The following is an 18,351-nucleotide window of genomic DNA, read 5'->3' on the forward strand; positions in this document are numbered from 1 at the left end:
CCGAAGTATGTGTGCGGTGGTGCACTTGTCGCGGCGAGCATATGCCGCTCAACCCTCCTGAAATCCAGCCGAGTTGGCTCAAGTCACCCGTGTGGGTGGCGGGAGCGGTGGGGAGGTCGGAGGGGTTGGGGGAGGTGCTTTCCCCGGTCTTTGAGTCTTTACGTCGCGCCGGGCCGCGACGTGGCCCACCGGGTCGCGGGAACGCACGACCCGGTGGCACCCGAGCGAGCCACCCACATGTGCGCATTGCGAAGAATCGCCCACGCGGCGGCCCCGCCCGCGCGTAGCGTGCCGGGGAATCGCGTTGTACCAGGCAACCAGCAAGCAGCGGTGGTGAGTTATGTCCCCTCGCAAAGACACCGATCCTTCGGCCAGTGTCCCGTGCTTCTACGGCGCCGAGTTGCGCTATCTACGTGAGCAGGCCGGGCTGACGTTGGAGCAGTTGGCGGAGGGTAGCTTCCGCGGCATCCCGTTGATCAGCCGCATCGAGCGCGGCGAGTGCGGCATGCCGATGGACCTGGCCATCCACATCGACAAGAGGCTCGACACCAACGGATTCTTCGAGCGCCGCTGCGAGGCGGTGGCGAAGGCCCGGCGGGCGGGTCACGCGGAGTACTTCGCGGACGTGTTGGAGATGGAGCAACGGGCGGAGGCGATCGATGACTGGGCGCCGATGCTCGTTCCTGGCCTGCTCCAGACACCCGCGTACACGCGGGCGGTCGTACGAGCAGCGCATCCTCGGGAGGCGGACGCAGAGGTCGAGGGGAAGGTGACGGCCCGGATGACCCGAGCGGCGATCTTCGAGGCGGAGAGGCCCCCGAAATTCTGGGCGATCCTCAACGAGTCAGTGATCCGCTGTCAGGCACTCCGGGCGAACAGATGGCGGAACTGCTGGAGCACATCGCAAAGGTGGTCAGGGACACGCACTCGATTGTGCAGATCGTTCCGGAAGTCGACGGCCTCCATCCGTTCATGATGGGCATGACCAGGATCATGACGTTCTCAGACGCGCCTCCGGTCGCTTACACCGAGGGCTTGCACAGCGGCCAACTCATCGACTATCCGCCGCTCGTGAAGCAGTACCGCGAGTCGTACGATCTGCTCAGGGCCGCCGCACTGTCGCCCGCGGCGTCTCTGTCCGAGATCGAGACAGCGGCAGGGGTCTTCCGAAATGGCAAGCACGGCAAGCGACTTGAGTAACGCTACGTGGCGTAAGAGCAGCTACAGCAACGGCTCTGGTGGCGAGTGCGTCGAGGTGGCCGACAACCTCCCCGGCATCGTCCCCGTCCGGGACAGCAAGGATTCGCAGGGGCCCGCGCTGGTCTTCTCCGCTGCCGGGTGGTCGTCGTTCGTGTCGGCCCTCAAGGGCGACGCCTAGAGCTCGTCGATGACGGTCAGGTCGATGTCGATGGGGTAGGGCACGGTGAGCTTGACGCGGTCGTGGTAGATGCCGGTCAGCGCGTATGTGCCGGTGGCTTGGCCGAGCTCGTGGACCTGGACGACCGGGTGGTCGTCCGAGCCCGCCATCTCGACCAGCCAGAAGTGGGGGATGCCGGCCGCGGCGTACCTGCCCGGCTTCAAGTTGCGGTCGCGGGCTTCGGAGTCCGGTGAGACGACCTCGACGGCGAGCAGGACGTCGGCTGCCGTGAAGTGGTCCTGGTCCAGGCCGGTGTCGGCTTCGGCGCGCACGACGGAGATGTCGGGCTCGGGGCCGTTGTGCCTGTCGAGGATGACGGTCATGTCGCGGACGACCTTGGCCTCGGCGGGGCGGCTCGCACGCAGGCCATGCTCCAGGAGGCTGACCGTGCAGGAGTGGAAGAGGTTCTGCGGGGCCGCGAAGACCAGGCTTCCGTCGATCATTTCCGTGTGCGGCGGGAGGTGCGGCAGCGTGAACAGGTCGTCCACCGTGTACCCACCCACCGGGGGCCTCGGCCAGTGTCGTTCCATGGGCGGGATTCTTCGGCCTGTCGGCTCACGGGAGCGGCCGTATCGGGGTCGCGTCATCACAAGGGGTGACGGACAAGGTGCCCTCGCGCCCGCCTCCTCCTGCCCCCAGGGCACCCCTCCCGCGCCGACTACCCTTGGAGCCCGACCGAGCCCCGTCAGGGGGACGCACAGACCAGGAGTGAGATGGCCGCCAACCTCGTCAATCTGGAAGCCGTCGACAAGGTGTACGGGACGCGTGCGCTGCTCGACGGCGTCTCCCTCGGCGTCAACGAGGGGGACCGGATCGGCGTCGTGGGTCGTAACGGCGACGGCAAGACGACGCTGATCCGGATCCTCGCCAAGTTGGAGGACGCCGATGTCGGGCGGGTCACGCATGCCGGGGATCTTCGGCTGGGCGTGCTGACCCAGCACGATTCGCTGGACCCGGCCGCGACCATCCGGCACGAGGTGATCGGGGACCTCGCCGATCACGAGTGGGCCGGCAACGCCAAGATCCGGGACGTGCTGACCGGGCTGTTCGGGGATCTGCATCTCCCCGGCTTCACCGACGGCCTGGACACCGTCATCGGGCCGCTGTCCGGTGGCGAGCGGCGGCGGATCGCGCTGGCCAAGCTGCTGATCGCCGAGCAGGACCTGATCGTGCTGGACGAGCCGACCAACCACCTTGATGTGGAGGGCATTTCGTGGCTGGCGCGGCATCTGGCCGGCCGGCGGTCCGCGCTGGTGGTCGTCACCCACGACCGGTGGTTCCTGGACCAGGTGGCGACCCGGATGTGGGACGTGCAGCGCGGCACCGTCCACGAGTACGAGGGCGGGTACAGCGACTACGTCTTCGCCCGGGCGGAGCGGGAGCGGATCGCCGCCTCCGAGGAGGCCAAGCGGCAGAACCTGATGCGGAAGGAACTGGCCTGGTTGCGGCGCGGTGCGCCGGCGCGGACCAGCAAGCCGCGGTTCCGGATCGAGGCGGCCAACGAACTGATCGCGGATGTGCCGCCGCCGCGGGACAGCAGTGAGCTGATGAAGTTCGCCACCACGCGGCTGGGCAAGACGGTCTTCGAGTTGGAGAACGTCACCGTTCAGGCCGGGCCGAAGGTGTTGCTGAAGCATCTGACGTGGCAGTTGGGGCCGGGGGACCGGATCGGTCTGGTGGGCGTCAACGGCGCGGGGAAGACCTCGCTGCTGCGGACGTTGGAGGCGGCCGCCCGTAGCGGGGGCGAGCAGCAGCCGGCGGCCGGCAAGGTCGTGGTCGGCAAGACCGTGAAGCTGGCCTACCTCTCGCAGGAGGTCGCCGAGCTCAATCCGGCGCTGCGGGTGCTGGAGGCCGTCCAGCAGGTCCGGGACCGGGTGGACCTCGGCAAGGGCCGGGAGATGACGGCGGGTCAGCTGTGCGAGAAGTTCGGGTTCACCAAGGAGAAGCAGTGGACGCCGGTGGGGGACCTCTCCGGCGGTGAGCGGCGGCGGTTGCAGATCCTGCGGCTGTTGATGGACGAGCCGAACGTGCTGTTCCTCGATGAGCCGACGAACGATCTCGATATTGAGACGTTGACGCAGCTGGAGGATCTGCTCGACGGGTGGCCGGGGTCGATGATCGTCATCAGCCACGACCGGTACTTCGTGGAGCGGACCACGGACCGGGTCTTCGCGCTGCTGGGCGACGCGGCGCTGCGGATGCTGCCGCGCGGCCTGGACGAGTACCTGGAGCGCCGTCAGAAGGTGATCGAGGCGGCGACGCCGGCGCCCGCGCAGCCGGCCGCCGCGGCGCCGAAGAAGCCGGCCGCGGTCAATCGCGCGGCGCAGAAGGAGCTCCAGCGGATCGAGCGACAACTGGACAAGATCGGGGAGAAGGAGGCGGCGCTGCACGCGCAGATGGCCGAGCACGCCACCGACTTCGAGAAGATCGCCGGGATGGATGCCGAACTGCGTAAACTGGGCGCGCAGCGCGAGGAGTTGGAGCTGCGCTGGCTGGAGCTGGCGGAGGACGCGTAGGGCTGGTCGTGCGCCCTCGCCGCCCCGCGCGCGGCTCGTGCGCGGGGGCGGCAATCGGCCCCAAATGGCGTGGATTCCCGCGTTCCGGTGGTGTTCTCCAGCCTAGGGGGAGCGGATCGGCAGCCGAGCGTGTAGCTTCCCGGGAACACACAGCCGGGCAGCGACGTGGAGGGGGCTGGTTCGATGGGCGTGCGGCTCATGGTGGTCGACGATCACCGCCTGCTCGCCGAGGCGCTCGCCTCGGCCCTGAAGCTGCGCGGGCACCGCGTCCTGGCGGCCGCCGCGCCCAGCGCCGGGGCCGCGGAGCTGGTGGTGAGCCGGGCGCCGGAGGTCTGTCTGCTGGGCACCGCCGGGCCCGCCGAGCCGGGCGCGTTCGAGCCGGTCGTCCGGATCAAGAAGGAGCGGCCGCAGGTCGCGGTGGTGGTGCTCGGGCCGGTGCCCAGCCCGCGCGGGATCGCCGCCGCCTTCGCCGCCGGCGCCTCCGGCTACGTCCGCAACGACGAGCGCATCGAGGGCGTCGAACGGGCCATGATCAAGGCCCGGGCGGGCGAGGCGGCGGTCGCCCCGCAACTGCTCCAGCAGGCGTTCGAGGAGCTGCTGCACCCCGCCGCGCAGCCGGACGACGAGGGGGCGCGGCTGCTGTCGCTGCTGACCCCGCGCGAGGTCGAGGTGCTGATCCGGGTCGCCGAGGGCGAGGACACCCGGGTGATCGCGGCGGGCATGGACATCGCGCCGAGCACCGCCCGCACCCATGTGCAGCGGGTGTTGATGAAGTTGGAGGTCGGCTCCCGGTTGGAGGCGGCCGCGCTGGCCGCCCGCACCGGGCTGCTGGAGCGGGTCCAGCGGGCTCAGCCGCCCGCGCCGCGCCCGGCCTCCTGACCGTCCCTCGGGTCCTGTGGGGTCGCGTCGTCCATCGCGGCCGGCGGGGCGAGGGGCCGCAGCCGCAGCCAGACCAGGAAGGCCGCCCCGAGCACGAACATGCCCAGGCCCGTCCAGAGGTTGACGTTGATGCCCTGGGCCTTCTTCAGGTCCGCGTCGGAGGCGGTGAGCCCGGCGACGGTGACCAGCACGCCGTAGACGACGAACAGGCCGCCGATGATGCGCCGGACGTCGAAGAGCCGGGCGGCGGTGGCCGACCTGCGCTCCAACTCGCTCACTTCGTGCTGTAGTTCAGACATGGTGGGTCTCCGGGGCTTCGTTCAGAGCGAGTAGGGCAGGTAGCACAGCGCGGCGAGGGCGACGGCGCCCCAGCCGAGCAGCGCGGGCTTGCGGTACCAGGCGTCGTCGCCCTTGGCGGGCGGTTCTTCCAGGCCCGGCGCGGTCGTTCCCCAGACCAGTCCGGCCAGTTCGGCCGCCGGCTTGGGCTCGGTGAAGAGCGTGACGGCGACCATCACCACCGCGCCGGCGACGAAGCCGACGATCGCGGAGACGAAGTTGGCGCCCTGGTCGGTGGGGATGGCGATGATGCCCTGCTTGTAGATCCAGAAGTAGTTGACCATCGCGGCGGTGGTGCCGGCGAGCAGGCCCCAGACGCCGGACTTCATCGACGCCCGCTTCCAGCACATCCCGATGATGAAGACCACGAACATCGGCACGTTGAAGAAGGAGAACAGGGTCTGGAGGTAGCCCATGATGTTGGAGAACGACGAGGCGATGAAGGCGGTGCCGATCGAGGCCAGCACGCCGATCGCGGTGATCAGCCGGCCGAAGCGCAGGTAGTAGTCGTCGGGCCGGCCCGGCTTCACGTACTTGGCCCAGATGTCGTAGGTGAAGACGGTGTTGAAGGACGAGACGTTGGCCGCCATGCCGGCCATGAAGGCGGCCAGCAGGCCGGTGACGGCGATGCCCAGCACGCCGTTGGGCAGCAACTCCTGCATCAGGTAGGGGATCGCGTCGTTGTACTGCAGGCCGCCCGGGGCGCCGATCTTCGGCACGAGGACGGCGGCGACCAGCCCCGGGATCATCACCAGGAAGACGATGAACATCTTCGGGAACGCGGCGATGAGCGGGGTGCGTTGGGCGGCGGAGAGGTTCTTGGCGGACAGTGCGCGCTGCACCTCGGCGAAGTTGGTGGTCCAGTAGCCGAAGGAGAGCACGAAGCCGAGACCGAGGACGATGGTCAGCCAGTTGGCGCCCAGCGGGTTGGCCTGGCCTATGCCCGTACCGCCCCAGGCCGTAAGGAAGTTGTGGCCGTGCGAGGCGGTGAGCGAGTGGGTCAGGCCGCCCCAGCCGCCGACCCGCTTGAGGCCGAGGACGGCCAGCGGGATGAGCGCGGCGAGGATCACGAAGAACTGGAGGACCTCGTTGTAGATCGCCGAGGAGAGCCCGCCGATGGTGATGTAGGCGAGGACGAAGAGCCCGGCGACGACGATGGCCACCCACTGCGGCCAGCCGAGCAGCGCCTCGACGACGATCGACAGCGCGTAGAGGTTGACGCCCGCGATCAGCACGGCGGCGAAGGCGAAGAGGACCGAGCTCAGCAGGTGCGCGGACTTGTCGAAGCGCTGGAGCAGGAACTCCGGTACCGAGCGGACCTTGGAGCGGTAGTAGAAGGGCATCATGACCAGGCCGAGGAAGACCATGGCCGGGATGGCGCCGATCCAGTACCAGTGGACGACGGCGACGCCGTACTGGGCGCCGGTCGCCGCCATCCCGAGGATCTCGGTGGCGCCGAGGTTGGCGGCGACGAAGGCGAGGCCGGTGACCCAGGCGGGCAGCGACCGTCCGGAGAGGAAGAAGTCCAGGCTCGTCTTCACGCTGCGTCGGGCGGCGAACCCGATGCCGAGGACGACGACGAAGTAGAGGGCCAGGATCGTGTAGTCGAGCCCGTTGGTCGGGAGGCGTAGCCCTTCGGCCAGAGTGATCATGGGGGACTCATTTCGGGAGCACAGCGTTGTGCGCGGGGGTGTGCGCGAAGCGAACGCACAAAAAAGTACGCACAGGCGACCGAAAACTGAATAGTTTTGTTTGATTCAGTTGTTTGATCATGGCTGAACGGTGTTGATTCTGCGGCGATTTGCCGGTTGAGTCCGCTATGCCTGGCCGAGAAGTCGCCCCCGATCCCGCGTTGACGATGCTGTTGGGTTGTGCTTCATTGTGTTTGTTTCTGTTTGGGTGGTGTGGTCGCCATGATGAGGAGCTCCCGGTGAAGAAGACGACGACCCGGCTCGCGGACGGCCGGGAGCTGATCTACTACGACGCCTCCGGCGCCACCGACCGCACCGCCGTCGACCCCCGCCCGCTCGACCCGGTCGCCACCGCCTCCGAGATCCGCGCGGACCCGCTCCTCGGCGACGCCGTCGCCATCGCCTCGCACCGCCAGGGCCGCACCTACCACCCGCCGGTCGACGCCTGCCCGCTGTGTCCCTCCCGCGCCGGCCGGCCCACCGAGATCCCCGCCGACTCCTACGACGTCGTCGTCTTCGAGAACCGCTTTCCCTCCCTCGCCGGCGACCACGGCCGCTGCGAGGTGGTCTGCTTCACCCCCGACCACGACGCCTCGTTCGCCGACCTCACCGAGGAACAGGCCGCCCTGGTCCTCACCGCCTGGACCGACCGCACCGCCGCCCTGTCCCAACTCCCGGGCGTGGCACAGGTCTTCTGCTTCGAGAACCGCGGCGCCGAGATCGGCGTCACCCTCGGCCACCCGCACGGCCAGATCTACGCCTACCCCTTCACCACCCCGCGCACCGCCCGGATGCTCGACTCCCTGGCCGCCCACCGCGCGGCCACCGGTCGCAACCTCTTCGACGACGTCCTCGCCCGCGAACGCGCCGACGGCCGCCGCCTCGTCCTCGACGGCGCACACTGGGTGGCCTTCGTCCCCTACGCCGCCCACTGGCCCTACGAGGTGCACCTCTACCCCAAGCGCCGGGTCCCCGACCTGCTCGCCCTCGACGAGGCGGCGCGCACAGAATTCCCACAGATCTACCTGGAAGTCTTGCGCCGGTTCGACCGGATCTTCGGCCCGCAAGCGGACCCGACGCCCTACATCTCCGCCTGGCACCAGGCGCCCGTGCACGCCGCGGACCGCGACCAATTCGCCCTCCACCTAGAGCTCTTCACCATCCGCAGGACTCCCGGCAAGCTGAAGTTCCTCGCGGGTTCCGAGTCCGGCATGAACGTGTTCATCAACGACGTGCCGCCGGAAGCCGCGGCCGAACGACTGCGAGAGGTGGCGACCACGCCATGAGCAAGTACCTGGTGACCGGCGGGGCGGGCTACGTGGGAAGCGTGGTGACCCAGCACCTGCTGGAGGCCGGCCACGAGGTCACGGTCCTCGACAACCTCTCCACCGGCTTTGGCGACGCCGTCCCCGCCGGCGCCGCGTTCATCGAGGGCGACCTCCACGACGCCGCCCGCTACGTGGACGACTCCTACCGCGCCGTCCTGCACTTCGCCGCGTTCTCCCAGGTCGGTGAGTCCGTCGCCAAGCCCGAGAAGTACTGGCGGAACAACGTCGGCGGCAGCATGGCCCTGCTGGCCGCGATGCGCGACGCCGGCGTGCGCACCCTGGTCTTCTCCTCCACCGCCGCCACCTACGGCGAACCGGTCGGCACCCCGATCACCGAGACCGACCCCACCGCCCCCACCTCCCCCTACGGCGCCAGCAAGCTGGCCGTCGACCACATGATCAGCGGCGAGGCCACCGCCCACGGACTGGCCGCCGTCTCGCTGCGCTACTTCAACGTCGCCGGCGCGTACGGCAGTTGCGGTGAGCGCCACGACCCGGAGTCGCACCTCATCCCGCTCGTCCTCCAGGTCGCCCAGGGCCGCCGCGAGGCGATCTCCGTCTACGGCGAGGACTACCCCACCCCCGACGGCACCTGCGTGCGCGACTACATCCACGTCGCCGACCTCGCCGAGGCCCACCTCCTCGCCCTCGGAGCGGCCCGCCCCGGCGAACACCTCATCTGCAACCTCGGCAACGGCAACGGCTTCTCCGTCCGCGAGGTCATCGAGGCCGCCCGCAAGGTCACCGGCCACCCGATCCCCGAGGTCACCGCCCCCCGCCGCCCCGGCGACCCCGCCATCCTGGTCGCCTCCGCGCACACCGCCACCACCCACCTCGGCTGGCACCCCACCCGCCCCGACCTGCACCAGATCGTCGCGGACGCCTGGGAGTTCGCCAACCGCGCCAGCGGGCCCGCTATTTCCAGCGACTCCAGCGCGTCCGCCCTCTCCAGCCCGTCTGCCAATTCCCACGCGTCCGCTATTTCCAGCCCGTCCGGCGTTTGAGGACGAGCCCGCCAGGGCGATCCCTGGCGGCACCCCCACGCACCCGCACTGGCCCCACAACCACCGCACGAAGGACCCCGCGTGAACGACACGTCGCCCGGCGCAGCCCCATCCGCGGCGGCCTTCCGCCAGGAATACGGCGCGGCCCCCGCCGGGGTATGGGCCGCCCCCGGCCGCGTCAACCTCATCGGCGAACACACCGACTACAACGCCGGCTTCGTGATGCCCCTGGCCCTCCCGCACACCACCCTCGCCGCCGCCGCACCCCGCACCGACGGCCTGCTCCGCCTGACCTCCGACGGCGCCGCCGGCGGCACCGTCGAGCTGCGCCTGGACACCCTCCACCGCACCCCGGACGCCGGCTGGGCCGCCTACCCCGCCGGCGTCGCCTGGGCGTTGCGCGAGGCGGGCCACCGGATCGGTGGCGCGGACCTGTACTTCACCAGCACCGTCCCGCTCGGCGCCGGACTCTCCTCCTCCGCCGCCCTCGAAGTCGCCACCGCCCTGGCCCTGAACGACCTTTACGGCCTGGGCCTGCCCCGCCCCGAACTGGCCCGGCTGGCCCAGCGCGCCGAGAACGCCTTCGTCGGCGTGCCCTGCGGAATCATGGACCAGACCGCCGCGGCCTGCTGCACCGCCGGCCACGCCCTCTTCCTCGACACCCGCGACCTCACCCACCGCCACGTCCCGTTCGATTTGGCGGCCGCGGGGCTGCGCCTCCTGGTCGTCGACACCCGCGTCCGGCACCAACTCGGCGACGGCGCATACGCCGAGCGACGCGCCGGATGCGAACGGGGCGCGCGGGCGCTCGGAGTGCGCGCCCTGCGCGACATCCCCGTCGCGCTTCTGCCCGAGGCCCTGGAAAAGCTGGCCGACGACCCGGTCGTGCGGGCCCTGGTCCGACACATCGTCACCGAGAACGACCGCGTCGAGCAGGTCGTCGCCCACCTCGACGCCGGCCGCCCCCGCGCCATCGGCCCCGTCCTCACCGCCGGACACGCCTCGCTCCGCGACGACTTCAGGATCTCCTGCCCCGAGCTCGACCTCGCCGTCGAGGTCGCCTGTGCGGCCGGCGCGCTGGGCGCCCGGATGACCGGCGGCGGCTTCGGCGGCTCCGCGCTGGTCCTGGTCGAGGAGGCCGCCGCGGAGCCGGTCACCGAGGCGCTGCGCACCGCGTTCGCGGCCGCCGGCCACACCCCGCCGCGGGTCTTCCCGGCCGTCCCCGGCGCCGGCGCCCGCCGGCTGACGCCCTGAGCCCACCGGCCGGGCCGTGCGCCCCCGTTGCTCCCGTCACTTTCGTCAATCGCCTTCCGCTTCCGCACCCCGTCCGTACGCTGGCTTAGGCGTCGGCGGGGGGTCGGCGCGGATCAGGGGGCGGGACCGTGCGGGACCGCGTCCGGGGTGGGCGGCCCGGGCCGCGGCGCGCGCCGCACGGCCGGAGGCGATCTTCAATCCGGGCGCCGTGCCCGCTATGGTCCGTTCACCGAGACAGGGGGTCTTGCGTGCAACGAATCCGGGTCCTGGTGGTGGACGACCACCGCATCTTCGCCGAATCCCTGGCGGCCGCGCTGGCCGCGGAAGTGGATGTGGACGTCGCCGCCGCGGGCAGTGCCCCGGCGGCGCTCCGCACCCTCGAAAGGGCCGCCGCGGACGGCCGCCGCTTCGACGTCCTGCTCGCCGACGCCGACCTCGCCGCGCCGCTGATGGCCGTGCCGCCCCAGGGACCGGCCCGCGACGGGGTGCCCCGCGAGGGCCCGCCCCGCGGCCACCCGCTCGACGGCATCGCGCTCGTCTCCGTCCTGCGCAACAGCCATCCGTACCTGCGCACCGTGGTCCTCGCCGACCGGGACGACCCGCGCCGGGCCGCCGCGGCGCTGCTCGCCGGCGCCTCCGGCTGGGTCGCCAAGGACTCCTCGCTCTCCCGGCTGCTCGCGGTCATCCGCGGGGTGCTGCGCGAGGAGACGCATCTGCCGCCGGCGCTGCTCACCGGCGTCCTGCGGGAGCTGACCGCGGCCCGCAAACACCGCAGCGAGAGCGAGCGGTTGGTGGAGTCGCTGACCCCGCGCGAACGCGAGGTGCTGCGCTGCATGGTCGCGGGCCTGGGCCGCAAGGCCGTCGCCGAACGGCTCTTCCTCTCCCCGCACACCGTCCGCACCCACATGCAGAACGTGCTCGGCAAGCTGGGCGTGCACTCCACCCTCGCCGCGGTCGCCCTGGCCCGCCGCGCCGGCGTCGGCCCCGCCGACCTCGAACCGGCCACGGCGGGGCCGCTCACCATGCCCTAGGGCAGCCCCCCGGGCGGGTCACGCCACCGTGCCGTCCCCGTCCCCGTCCGGTCCCGGCCCGGTCAGCACCGCCACTCCCCGGGCGGCCAGCGTCACCCGCGTCACCGCCGCCGCCCGGGGCTCCCTCGCGTCCACCAGCGGCTGAGGCAGCGCCACCTGAACCGCCCGGCTCCCGTGGTTGAGCAGGAACAGGTACCGGCCGCCGGCGCCCTCCCGCACCGCCGCCTGCACCCCCGCCGGCAGCCCGGGCAGCACCGGCGCCACCCCGGCGGCCGCCCGCACCCCGTCCAACAGGGCCCGCAGCAGCGCCGGTTCCAGCCGGGTGCCCACGTACCACGCCTCGCCCCGGCCGTACGCGTGCCGGGTCACCGCCGGCCCGCCGGCCAACTCGCCGTCGACGAACCGCGCCACCGCCTCGGCGCCCTCCACCACGATCTCCTCGGACCACAGGTCCGCCCGCCCGGCCAGCGCCCCGTCGCCGACCGCCACCGACCGCCCCTCGGCCAGCGGCCAGAACTCCGCCACCCGCAGCCCCAACACCTCCCGCAGCACCGCCGGATACGCCCCCGGGTGCACCCGGTCGCAGGCGTCGACGATGCCCGAGAAGAACGACACCACCAGGTGCCCGCCGCCGTGCACATACGCCGTCAGCCGCGCCGCGTCCCGGGCGGTCAGCAGGTAGAGGTTGGGCACCACCACCATCGGGTAGTCGGCGAGCTCGGCCTGCGGCGGCACCACGTCGCACGCCACCCCCGCCTCGAAGAGCGGCCGGTAGTGGTCCAGCGCGATCCGCGAGTGGGTAAGCGCCGTGGACGGCCGGGAGTCCAGCTCCAGCGCCCACCAGCTCTGCCAGTCCGCCAGCAGCGCCACCGACGCCCGCGACCGGGTCCCCTCGATCCCCGGCACCGCTGCCAACTCCCGCCCCAGCTCGCACACTTCCCGGAAGATCCGGGTGTCTCTCCCGCCGTGCGGCACCATCGCCGAGTGGAACTTCTCCGCCCCGCCGCGCGATTGCCGCCACTGGAAGAACAGCACCGCGTCCGCGCCCTGCGCCACCGCCTGCCAGCTCCACAGCCGCATCGCGCCGGGCGGCTTCGGCCCGTTCCTCGGCCGCCAGTTGACCGCCCCCGGCGCCTGCTCCAACAGCAGCCACGGCTGCCCGCCCCGCGCCGAACGCATCAGGTCGAAGACATAGGCCGCCCGGACGTGCTCGTCCGCCGCGTGCGGGTCCTGGTAGAAGTCCAGCGCCATCACGTCCATCGACGGCGCCCAGCCGAACGCGTCCACCGGCTTGTGCTGCGGCATCAGGTTCGTCGTCACCGGCACCCCCGGCGTCACCCGGGTGAGCACCTCCCGCTCGGCCAGATAGCACTCCCGCAGCGCCTGATCGCAAAACCGCAGATAGTCCAGCTGCTGCGCCGGGTTGGGGAAGGTCGGCGCGGCCCGCGGCGGCAGCACCTCGGCGAAGTCCCCGTAGCCCTGCGACCAAAACGCCGTCGACCAGGCGTCGTTGAGCGCCGCCACGCTCCCGTAGCGCTCCCGCAGCCACCGCCGGAAGTCCTTGGCGGACACGTCGCAGTAGCACTGCCGGGTGTGGCACCCGTACTCGTTGCCCACGTGCCACATCTCCAGCGCCGGATGGCCCGCGTACCGGGCCGCCAACTCCTCCACCAGCCGCACCGCGTACGCCCGGTAGACGGGGCTGGAGGGGCAGTAGTGCTGCCGCGCGCCCGGCCAGCGCCGCCGCCCCTCGGCGTCCTGCGGCAACACCTCCGGGTGCGCGTGGCTCAGCCACGGCGGCGGCGACGCGGTCATGGTCGCCAGGCACACCCCGATCCCGGCGCCGGCCAGCCCGTCCAGCACCCGGTCGAACCACCCGAAGTCCCATTCCCCCGGCCGCGGTTCGACCTTCGCCCAGGAGAAGATGCCGGCCGTGACCATGGTGACGCCGGCCGCCTTCATCAGCGCCAGGTCCTCGGCCCACACCTCCTCGGGCCACTGCTCGGGGTTGTAGTCGCCGCCGAATCGGATGCCCATCGGACCCCCTGGTCGCCTGTGGGATTCCGGCGCCGCGCACCGCCACGGGCGCCGCCCCCAAGGGTCTGCCTCACGAGGAGTTCTTGTACACGCTCCACCCGCCGTCGACCACCAAACCCGCCCCGGTGACGAACGACGCCTCACCGGACAGCAGGAACGCGATGGCCGCCGCGACCTCCTCGGGCCGCCCCAGCCGCCCGGCCGCCGTCTCCGCCGCGCTGGCCCGCCGCCGCTCCTCGTCGATGCCGTCCCACGCGGCGGTCTCCACCGGCCCCGGCAGCACGCAGTTGACCCGCACCGCGGGCCCGTACTCCGCCGCCAACTGCCGCCCGAGCCCGGTCAGTCCGGCCTTCGACGCCGCATACGCCGGCCGTCCCGGCAACCCCACCAGCGCGTGCACCGACGACGTGAGCACCACCGCGCCCCCGCGCGCCCGCAAGTCCTCCAATGCGGCCCGCACGCCCAGGAACGCCCCGGTCAGGTTCACCGCCAACTGCCGGTCCCACTCGGCCGGTGAGGTCTGGTCGGCCGGCGCCACGTGCGGCAGATACGCGTTGGAGACCAGCCCGTCCACCGGCCCGTACCGGGTGCGCGCCGCCTCGACCGCCCGCCGCCAGTCGTCCTCGACGGCCACGTCGCAGTGCGCGTACGAGGCCCGGCCGCCGGCCGCCCGGATGCGTCTCGCGGTGCGCTCCCCGCGGGCGTCGTCGATGTCCAGCAGCAGCACCGCGGCGCCCTCGACCGCCAACCGGTGCGCGGTCGCCGCCCCGATGCCGCCGGCGGCGCCGGTGACCAGCACCGTCCGCCGAACGAACCGTCGCCCCACGGTCTCCTGGTGGCTCATCCCGCGATCAAAGCCCACCCCACGGCTACCGGGCAAGAGGACCCGGGGTGTCGACCCCGGTCCTAAACCGGCACGTTGTCAAACGGTCCGGTCAACCGACGCAGAAGACCGGCCAATTCCTGACGCTGCTGCCGTGACAGTTCGGCCAAGATGGCGCGCTCCTGCGTGAGCAGCCCGGCCAGCGACTCGTCGGCCTTGTCGCGCCCCTTGGCCGTGAGCCTGACCAGCACTCCTCGCCGGTCGCTGGGGTCCGGAAGCCGCTCGACCAGTTCCTTCTTGGCGAGCCGGTCGATGCGGTTGGTCATCGTGCCGGAGGTGACCAGCGTCTGGGTCAAGAGGGCACCGGGGGAGAGTTGGTACGGGGCGCCGGCGCGTCGCAGCGCGGTCAGCACATCGAATTCCCAGGGCTCCAGCCCGACCTCGGCGAACGCGAGACGGCGGGCCCGGTCGAGGTGTCTGGCCAGCCTGGAGACGCGGCTGAGCACCTCAAGCGGCTCCACGTCGAGGTCCGGGCGCTCGCGGCGCCATGCTGCGACCAGTCGATCGACCTCGTCCTCCATGGCGATCAGTGTAAAGGGTCTGTCGATGTTAAGTCTCTTGACATCAAGCATCTCTACGTGAAGATATATTTCCGTGGACTCTTGGGCATCGTGGGCCCGAGCGCCAGAGATGGCCAGAACTCGACCGCCCACCGATAGGAACGCTCCACAACTAAAACCGTGCCCGGCCCTGCACCAGCAAAGGGGTTATCGAACATGCACGACGCACCGACGTGGGACCCACAGCAGTACCTCCACCACTCCGGACATCGCACCCGCCCGTTCCACGACCTGATCGCCCGGATACCGCAACTCCCGCGCCCCGGCCGCCCCGCCCGCATCGCCGACCTCGGCTGCGGCCCCGGCAACGTCACCGTCCAACTCGCCGACCGCTGGCCCGACGCCCACATCACCGGCTTCGACAACTCTCCGGACATGCTCAAGGAGGCCGAGAGCTACGCGGGCCCGACCCCCGGCGGCGGTCACCTCGACTTCGCCACCGCCGACGCCACCCACTGGACCCCGGAGGAGCCCTACGACCTGATCGTCTCCAACGCGGCCCTGCAATGGGTCCCCAACCACCCCGATTCCTTCGCCCGTTGGATCGACGCGCTCACCCCCGGCGGCACCTTCGCCTTCCAGGTCCCGGGCAACTTCACCTCGCCCAGCCACGCCCTCCTCGGCGAACTGTGCGACTCCCCCCAGTGGCGCGACCGCCTCACCAGCCACGGCCGCCGCTTCGTCCACATCCTCGACCCCGCCGACTACCTCATCCGCCTCACCGACCTGGGCTGCACCGCCGACGTCTGGGAGACCACCTACGTCCAACTCCTCCAGGGCGACGACCCGGTCCTCGACTGGGTCAAGGGCACGGCCCTGCGCCCCGTCCTCACCGTCCTGGAGAACGACCCGGAGGCCCGTGAGGCCTTCCTCACCCAATACCGCGACGCACTCCGCGCCGCCTACCCCACCGGCCCGCACGGCACCGTCTTCCCGTTCCGCCGCATCTTCGCGGTGGCCCGGAAACCCGCCGGCCGATAGCTCCGCATGAGCACCGGCCTCGACCACATCCAGCTCGCCGCCGGCCTGGGGAGGCAGGAGAAGGCTGCTGGTTCGAGGCCGGCGCGGATCCGCGCGGCGCGCCACGACCCCATTCCGCCGACCCCTGACGACGAGGGCTGCTCGCCGTAGCGGCGGAAAACTCAACGACCACCTGGCAACGCCCTCCTGGGACGCGACCGCGTAGCCGGCATCAGCATCAGCCGAGCCGAGACGGCGGGAAAGCCGCCCACGGCGCCGGGTCGGAGGGGATGTCCCGGAGCCCGCCCGCAGGATCTGGAGCAAAGCCCCGGGTAATCCTCATCTACACACCAGAGGCGCCCGCACCGAGGACGGGCTCCGGGGCAGCCCCTCCGACCCCACCCACCGAAGAGTGGGCGCGAAAACCCCAGCCACCACGAAACCGGCCAGCCAACAACGCGGGCCGACCACAAACAACACCCCGCCGCCACGGCGCGCAACCCCCAACCCACAGGGCCCGGCGGAAGACCCAACCCACCAACACCCCAACGTGGGAACCCCCCAGCGGCCAAGCGTCAACTCTTCCGATGCCCTATCAACCGAGGCCGAGCCTCCAGGTTCCCCAACCCATGCCACGCCAGGTTCACCAAGTGCGCCGCCACCTCCGCCTTCTTCGGCTTACGGGTGTCGACCCACCACTGCCCCGTCAACGCCACCATCCCCACCAGCGCCTGCGCATACAGCGGCGCCAGCTTCGGATCGAAGCCCCGGGCCTTGAACTCCAGGCCCAGGATGTCCTCGACCTGCGTGGCGATGTCGCTGATCAGCGACGCGAACGTGCCCGTCGACTGCGCGACCGGCGAATCCCGCACCAGGATCCGGAAGCCGTCCGTGAAGGTCTCGATGTAGTCGAGCAGCGCGAACGCCGCCTGCTCCAGCAGCTCCCGCGGATGACCGGCGGTCAGCGCGCCGGTCACCATGTCCAGCAGCTGCCGCATCTCGCGGTCCACGACCACCGCGTACAGCCCCTCCTTGCCGCCGAAGTGCTCGTAGACCACCGGCTTGGAGACCCCGGCCTTCGCCGCGATCTCCTCCACCGACGTGCCCTCGTAGCCGCGCTCGGCGAACAGCGTGCGGCCGATGTCCAGCAACTGCTCACGGCGCTCCGCACCGGTCATCCGCACCCGGCGGGCCCGCCGGGTACCCGAGGACGAGGACGCGGTGCCCCCCGAGGACTTTCTCTTACTGCCGTTGCTCGCGCTGCTGTCGATCGCCACCCGTCAATCATGCCCCCAGCGGGGCCTGCTCCTCGCCCCGGGCGCCGTCCTTGCGCCGGGCGTCGATCCGGGCCGCGCTCGGCCATCGCACGTCATACGCCCACCCCGCCCGCTCGAACCAGCGGATCAGCCGGGCACTGGAATCCAGCTGGCCCTTCATGACCCCGTGCCGGGCACTGGTCGGGTCGGCGTGGTGCAGGTTGTGCCAGGACTCACCGCACGACAGCACCGCCAGCCACCACACGTTGCCGGAGCGGTCACGGGACTTGAACGGCCGCTTGCCGACCGCGTGACAAATGGAGTTGATCGACCACGTCACGTGGTGCAGCAGCGCCACCCGCACCAGCGAGCCCCAGAAGAACGCCGTCACGGCGCCCTGCCACGACCAGGTCACCAGCCCGCCCACCAGCGGCGGCGTCAGCAGCGACACCACCGTCCACAGCACGAACTGGCGGGAGACCCGACGGATCGCCGGGTCCTTGATCAGATCCGGCGCGTACTTCTGCTGCGGCGTCTGCTCCTCGTCGAACATCCAGCCGATGTGTGCCCACCACAGGCCCTTCAGCAGGGCCGGCACTGTCTCGCCGTAGCGCCACGGCGAATGCGGATCGCCCTCCGCGTCGGAGAACTTGTGGTGCTTGCGGTGATCGGCGACCCAGCGGACCAGCGGCCCCTCCACCGCCAGCGACCCCATGATCGCCAGCGCGATCCGCAGCGGACGCTTCGCCTTGAACGCGCCGTGCGTGAAGTACCGGTGGTAGCCGATGGTGATGCCGTGGCAACCGATGAAGTACATCGCCACCAGCAGACCGAGGTCCCACCAGCTCACGCCCCAGCCCCAGGCCAGCGGCACCGCCGCGACCAGGGCCAGGAACGGCACGATGATGAACAACAGCAGGGAGATCTGTTCCAGGGATCTGCGCTGCTCACCGCCGAGCGTCGCGGACGGCACGGCGGAGGCGGCAGAGGAACCGGCGGGCGCGTCAAGCGGCATCGGCGACTCTTCCACGGCTTTGGGACCAGCGGTCATGTGGTGTCCCTCGTCGGGGGCTCGGGGGCACGGCTACGGCCCTACGGGACCGTAACCTACGGTCTCGTAAGTATGGCAGCGACACCACCCCGGGCAAGGCCGTGACAGGCCCCGCCCCGCCGGCCGCGCCCGATGCCCACCCTGCGGA

The 18,351-nt window shown here is 71.2% G+C and carries 17 protein-coding genes and 1 pseudogene; 10 read left to right on the forward strand and 8 right to left on the reverse strand.

Features of this window, described 5'->3' with window-relative positions; genetic code table 11:
• Positions 1–340: 340 nt before the first annotated feature.
• Positions 341–1,200, forward strand: a pseudogene (locus ACFVFQ_RS32875) (helix-turn-helix domain-containing protein).
• Positions 1,193–1,378 carry a DUF397 domain-containing protein gene (locus tag ACFVFQ_RS32880; RefSeq protein WP_383423131.1) on the forward strand — a complete coding sequence of 62 codons (186 nt, stop codon included), beginning with the start codon at positions 1,193–1,195 and terminating at the stop codon, positions 1,376–1,378. Before ACFVFQ_RS32875 ends, ACFVFQ_RS32880 begins: the two are co-directional and overlap by 8 nt.
• Here ACFVFQ_RS32880 and ACFVFQ_RS32885 read toward each other — a convergent pair.
• Positions 1,375–1,947 (reverse strand): Uma2 family endonuclease, encoded by a 573-nt coding sequence (locus tag ACFVFQ_RS32885; RefSeq protein ID WP_383423133.1) that lies wholly within the window; start codon positions 1,945–1,947, stop codon positions 1,375–1,377. The two genes, ACFVFQ_RS32880 and ACFVFQ_RS32885, sit on opposite strands and share 4 nt — an antisense overlap.
• A gap of 183 nt (positions 1,948–2,130) precedes the next feature.
• Here ACFVFQ_RS32885 and ACFVFQ_RS32890 point away from each other — a divergent pair, with 183 nt between their 5' ends.
• Both ACFVFQ_RS32890 and ACFVFQ_RS32895 read left to right on the forward strand, forming a co-directional pair.
• Complete coding sequence (locus tag ACFVFQ_RS32890) at positions 2,131–3,933, forward strand: ABC-F family ATP-binding cassette domain-containing protein (protein ID WP_383423135.1); 1,803 nt, start codon at positions 2,131–2,133, stop codon at positions 3,931–3,933.
• Between the two features lie 183 nt (positions 3,934–4,116).
• Positions 4,117–4,812, forward strand: a complete 696-nt coding sequence (locus tag ACFVFQ_RS32895; RefSeq protein WP_383423137.1) for a response regulator transcription factor — start codon at positions 4,117–4,119, stop codon at positions 4,810–4,812.
• Here the strand turns inward: ACFVFQ_RS32895 and ACFVFQ_RS32900 are convergent.
• Both ACFVFQ_RS32900 and ACFVFQ_RS32905 read right to left on the reverse strand, forming a co-directional pair.
• Positions 4,782–5,111: a hypothetical protein gene (locus ACFVFQ_RS32900; RefSeq protein ID WP_383423139.1), complete on the reverse strand. Its 330-nt coding sequence runs from the start codon at positions 5,109–5,111 to the stop codon at positions 4,782–4,784. The two genes, ACFVFQ_RS32895 and ACFVFQ_RS32900, sit on opposite strands and share 31 nt — an antisense overlap.
• A 21-nt stretch (positions 5,112–5,132) precedes the next feature.
• Positions 5,133–6,800 carry a sodium:solute symporter family protein gene (locus tag ACFVFQ_RS32905; protein ID WP_383423141.1) on the reverse strand — a complete coding sequence of 556 codons (1,668 nt, stop codon included), beginning with the start codon at positions 6,798–6,800 and terminating at the stop codon, positions 5,133–5,135.
• Positions 6,801–7,078: 278 nt separating this feature from the next.
• Here ACFVFQ_RS32905 and galT point away from each other — a divergent pair, with 278 nt between their 5' ends.
• The 4 genes from galT to ACFVFQ_RS32925 all read left to right on the forward strand — a co-directional run bounded on the left by galT (position 7,079) and on the right by ACFVFQ_RS32925 (position 11,456).
• A complete protein-coding gene (gene galT, locus ACFVFQ_RS32910; RefSeq protein WP_383423143.1) occupies positions 7,079–8,125 on the forward strand; it encodes a galactose-1-phosphate uridylyltransferase in 1,047 nt (348 codons plus the stop codon).
• Positions 8,122–9,171, forward strand: coding sequence for a UDP-glucose 4-epimerase GalE (galE, locus tag ACFVFQ_RS32915; RefSeq protein WP_383423145.1), 1,050 nt, complete (start codon positions 8,122–8,124; stop codon positions 9,169–9,171). The genes galT and galE overlap by 4 nt, the downstream gene beginning before the upstream one ends.
• 81 nt (positions 9,172–9,252) lie before the next feature.
• Complete coding sequence (gene galK / locus ACFVFQ_RS32920; RefSeq protein WP_383423147.1) at positions 9,253–10,425, forward strand: galactokinase; 1,173 nt, start codon at positions 9,253–9,255, stop codon at positions 10,423–10,425.
• A 248-nt stretch (positions 10,426–10,673) separates the two neighbouring features.
• Positions 10,674–11,456 carry a LuxR C-terminal-related transcriptional regulator gene (locus ACFVFQ_RS32925; protein WP_383423149.1) on the forward strand — a complete coding sequence of 261 codons (783 nt, stop codon included), beginning with the start codon at positions 10,674–10,676 and terminating at the stop codon, positions 11,454–11,456.
• 18 nt (positions 11,457–11,474) lie between these two features.
• Here ACFVFQ_RS32925 and ACFVFQ_RS32930 read toward each other — a convergent pair whose 3' ends face one another.
• The 3 genes from ACFVFQ_RS32930 to ACFVFQ_RS32940 all read right to left on the reverse strand — a co-directional run bounded on the left by ACFVFQ_RS32930 (position 11,475) and on the right by ACFVFQ_RS32940 (position 14,897).
• The gene (locus ACFVFQ_RS32930; RefSeq protein ID WP_383423151.1) at positions 11,475–13,493 is read right to left on the reverse strand and encodes a beta-galactosidase; all 2,019 of its coding nucleotides are present in this window, start codon (positions 13,491–13,493) and stop codon (positions 11,475–11,477) included.
• Positions 13,494–13,563: 70 nt separating this feature from the next.
• Positions 13,564–14,337, reverse strand: coding sequence for an SDR family NAD(P)-dependent oxidoreductase (locus ACFVFQ_RS32935; RefSeq protein ID WP_383423153.1), 774 nt, complete (start codon positions 14,335–14,337; stop codon positions 13,564–13,566).
• 62 nt (positions 14,338–14,399) lie between these two features.
• A complete protein-coding gene (locus ACFVFQ_RS32940) occupies positions 14,400–14,897 on the reverse strand; it encodes a MarR family winged helix-turn-helix transcriptional regulator (RefSeq protein ID WP_274915306.1) in 498 nt (165 codons plus the stop codon).
• Positions 14,898–15,092: 195 nt separating this feature from the next.
• Between ACFVFQ_RS32940 and ACFVFQ_RS32945 the strand changes: the two genes are divergently transcribed.
• Positions 15,093–15,917 carry a trans-aconitate 2-methyltransferase gene (locus tag ACFVFQ_RS32945; RefSeq protein WP_383423156.1) on the forward strand — a complete coding sequence of 275 codons (825 nt, stop codon included), beginning with the start codon at positions 15,093–15,095 and terminating at the stop codon, positions 15,915–15,917.
• 6 nt (positions 15,918–15,923) lie between these two features.
• Positions 15,924–16,067, forward strand: a complete 144-nt coding sequence (locus tag ACFVFQ_RS32950; RefSeq protein ID WP_383423158.1) for a hypothetical protein — start codon at positions 15,924–15,926, stop codon at positions 16,065–16,067.
• A 404-nt stretch (positions 16,068–16,471) separates the two neighbouring features.
• Here the strand turns inward: ACFVFQ_RS32950 and ACFVFQ_RS32955 are convergent, their stop codons facing one another.
• Positions 16,472–17,173 (reverse strand): TetR family transcriptional regulator, encoded by a 702-nt coding sequence (locus ACFVFQ_RS32955; RefSeq protein ID WP_383423160.1) that lies wholly within the window; start codon positions 17,171–17,173, stop codon positions 16,472–16,474.
• 7 nt (positions 17,174–17,180) lie between these two features.
• Positions 17,181–18,203: an acyl-CoA desaturase gene (locus ACFVFQ_RS32960; RefSeq protein WP_383423162.1), complete on the reverse strand. Its 1,023-nt coding sequence runs from the start codon at positions 18,201–18,203 to the stop codon at positions 17,181–17,183.
• Positions 18,204–18,351 lie beyond the last annotated feature (148 nt).

Origin of the sequence: Streptomyces sp. NPDC057743 (assembly GCF_042798755.1) — a bacterium.
Taxonomy (GTDB): domain Bacteria; phylum Actinomycetota; class Actinomycetes; order Streptomycetales; family Streptomycetaceae; genus Streptomyces.

Excerpts from the sequence above, each read along its gene's own strand:
- ACFVFQ_RS32935 (WP_383423153.1), bottom strand. The coding sequence starts at position 14,337 with ATGAGCCACCAGGAGACCGTGGGGCGACGGTTCGTTCGGCGGACGGTG.
- ACFVFQ_RS32900 (WP_383423139.1), bottom strand. The coding sequence starts at position 5,111 with ATGTCTGAACTACAGCACGAAGTGAGCGAGTTGGAGCGCAGGTCGGCC.
- galE (WP_383423145.1), top strand. The coding sequence starts at position 8,122 with ATGAGCAAGTACCTGGTGACCGGCGGGGCGGGCTACGTGGGAAGCGTG.
- ACFVFQ_RS32940 (WP_274915306.1), bottom strand. The coding sequence starts at position 14,897 with ATGGAGGACGAGGTCGATCGACTGGTCGCAGCATGGCGCCGCGAGCGC.
- ACFVFQ_RS32950 (WP_383423158.1), top strand. The coding sequence starts at position 15,924 with ATGAGCACCGGCCTCGACCACATCCAGCTCGCCGCCGGCCTGGGGAGG.
- ACFVFQ_RS32945 (WP_383423156.1), top strand. The coding sequence starts at position 15,093 with ATGCACGACGCACCGACGTGGGACCCACAGCAGTACCTCCACCACTCC.
- ACFVFQ_RS32930 (WP_383423151.1), bottom strand. The coding sequence starts at position 13,493 with ATGGGCATCCGATTCGGCGGCGACTACAACCCCGAGCAGTGGCCCGAG.
- ACFVFQ_RS32890 (WP_383423135.1), top strand. The coding sequence starts at position 2,131 with ATGGCCGCCAACCTCGTCAATCTGGAAGCCGTCGACAAGGTGTACGGG.
- ACFVFQ_RS32885 (WP_383423133.1), bottom strand. The coding sequence starts at position 1,947 with ATGGAACGACACTGGCCGAGGCCCCCGGTGGGTGGGTACACGGTGGAC.
- ACFVFQ_RS32895 (WP_383423137.1), top strand. The coding sequence starts at position 4,117 with ATGGGCGTGCGGCTCATGGTGGTCGACGATCACCGCCTGCTCGCCGAG.
- ACFVFQ_RS32960 (WP_383423162.1), bottom strand. The coding sequence starts at position 18,203 with ATGACCGCTGGTCCCAAAGCCGTGGAAGAGTCGCCGATGCCGCTTGAC.
- ACFVFQ_RS32905 (WP_383423141.1), bottom strand. The coding sequence starts at position 6,800 with ATGATCACTCTGGCCGAAGGGCTACGCCTCCCGACCAACGGGCTCGAC.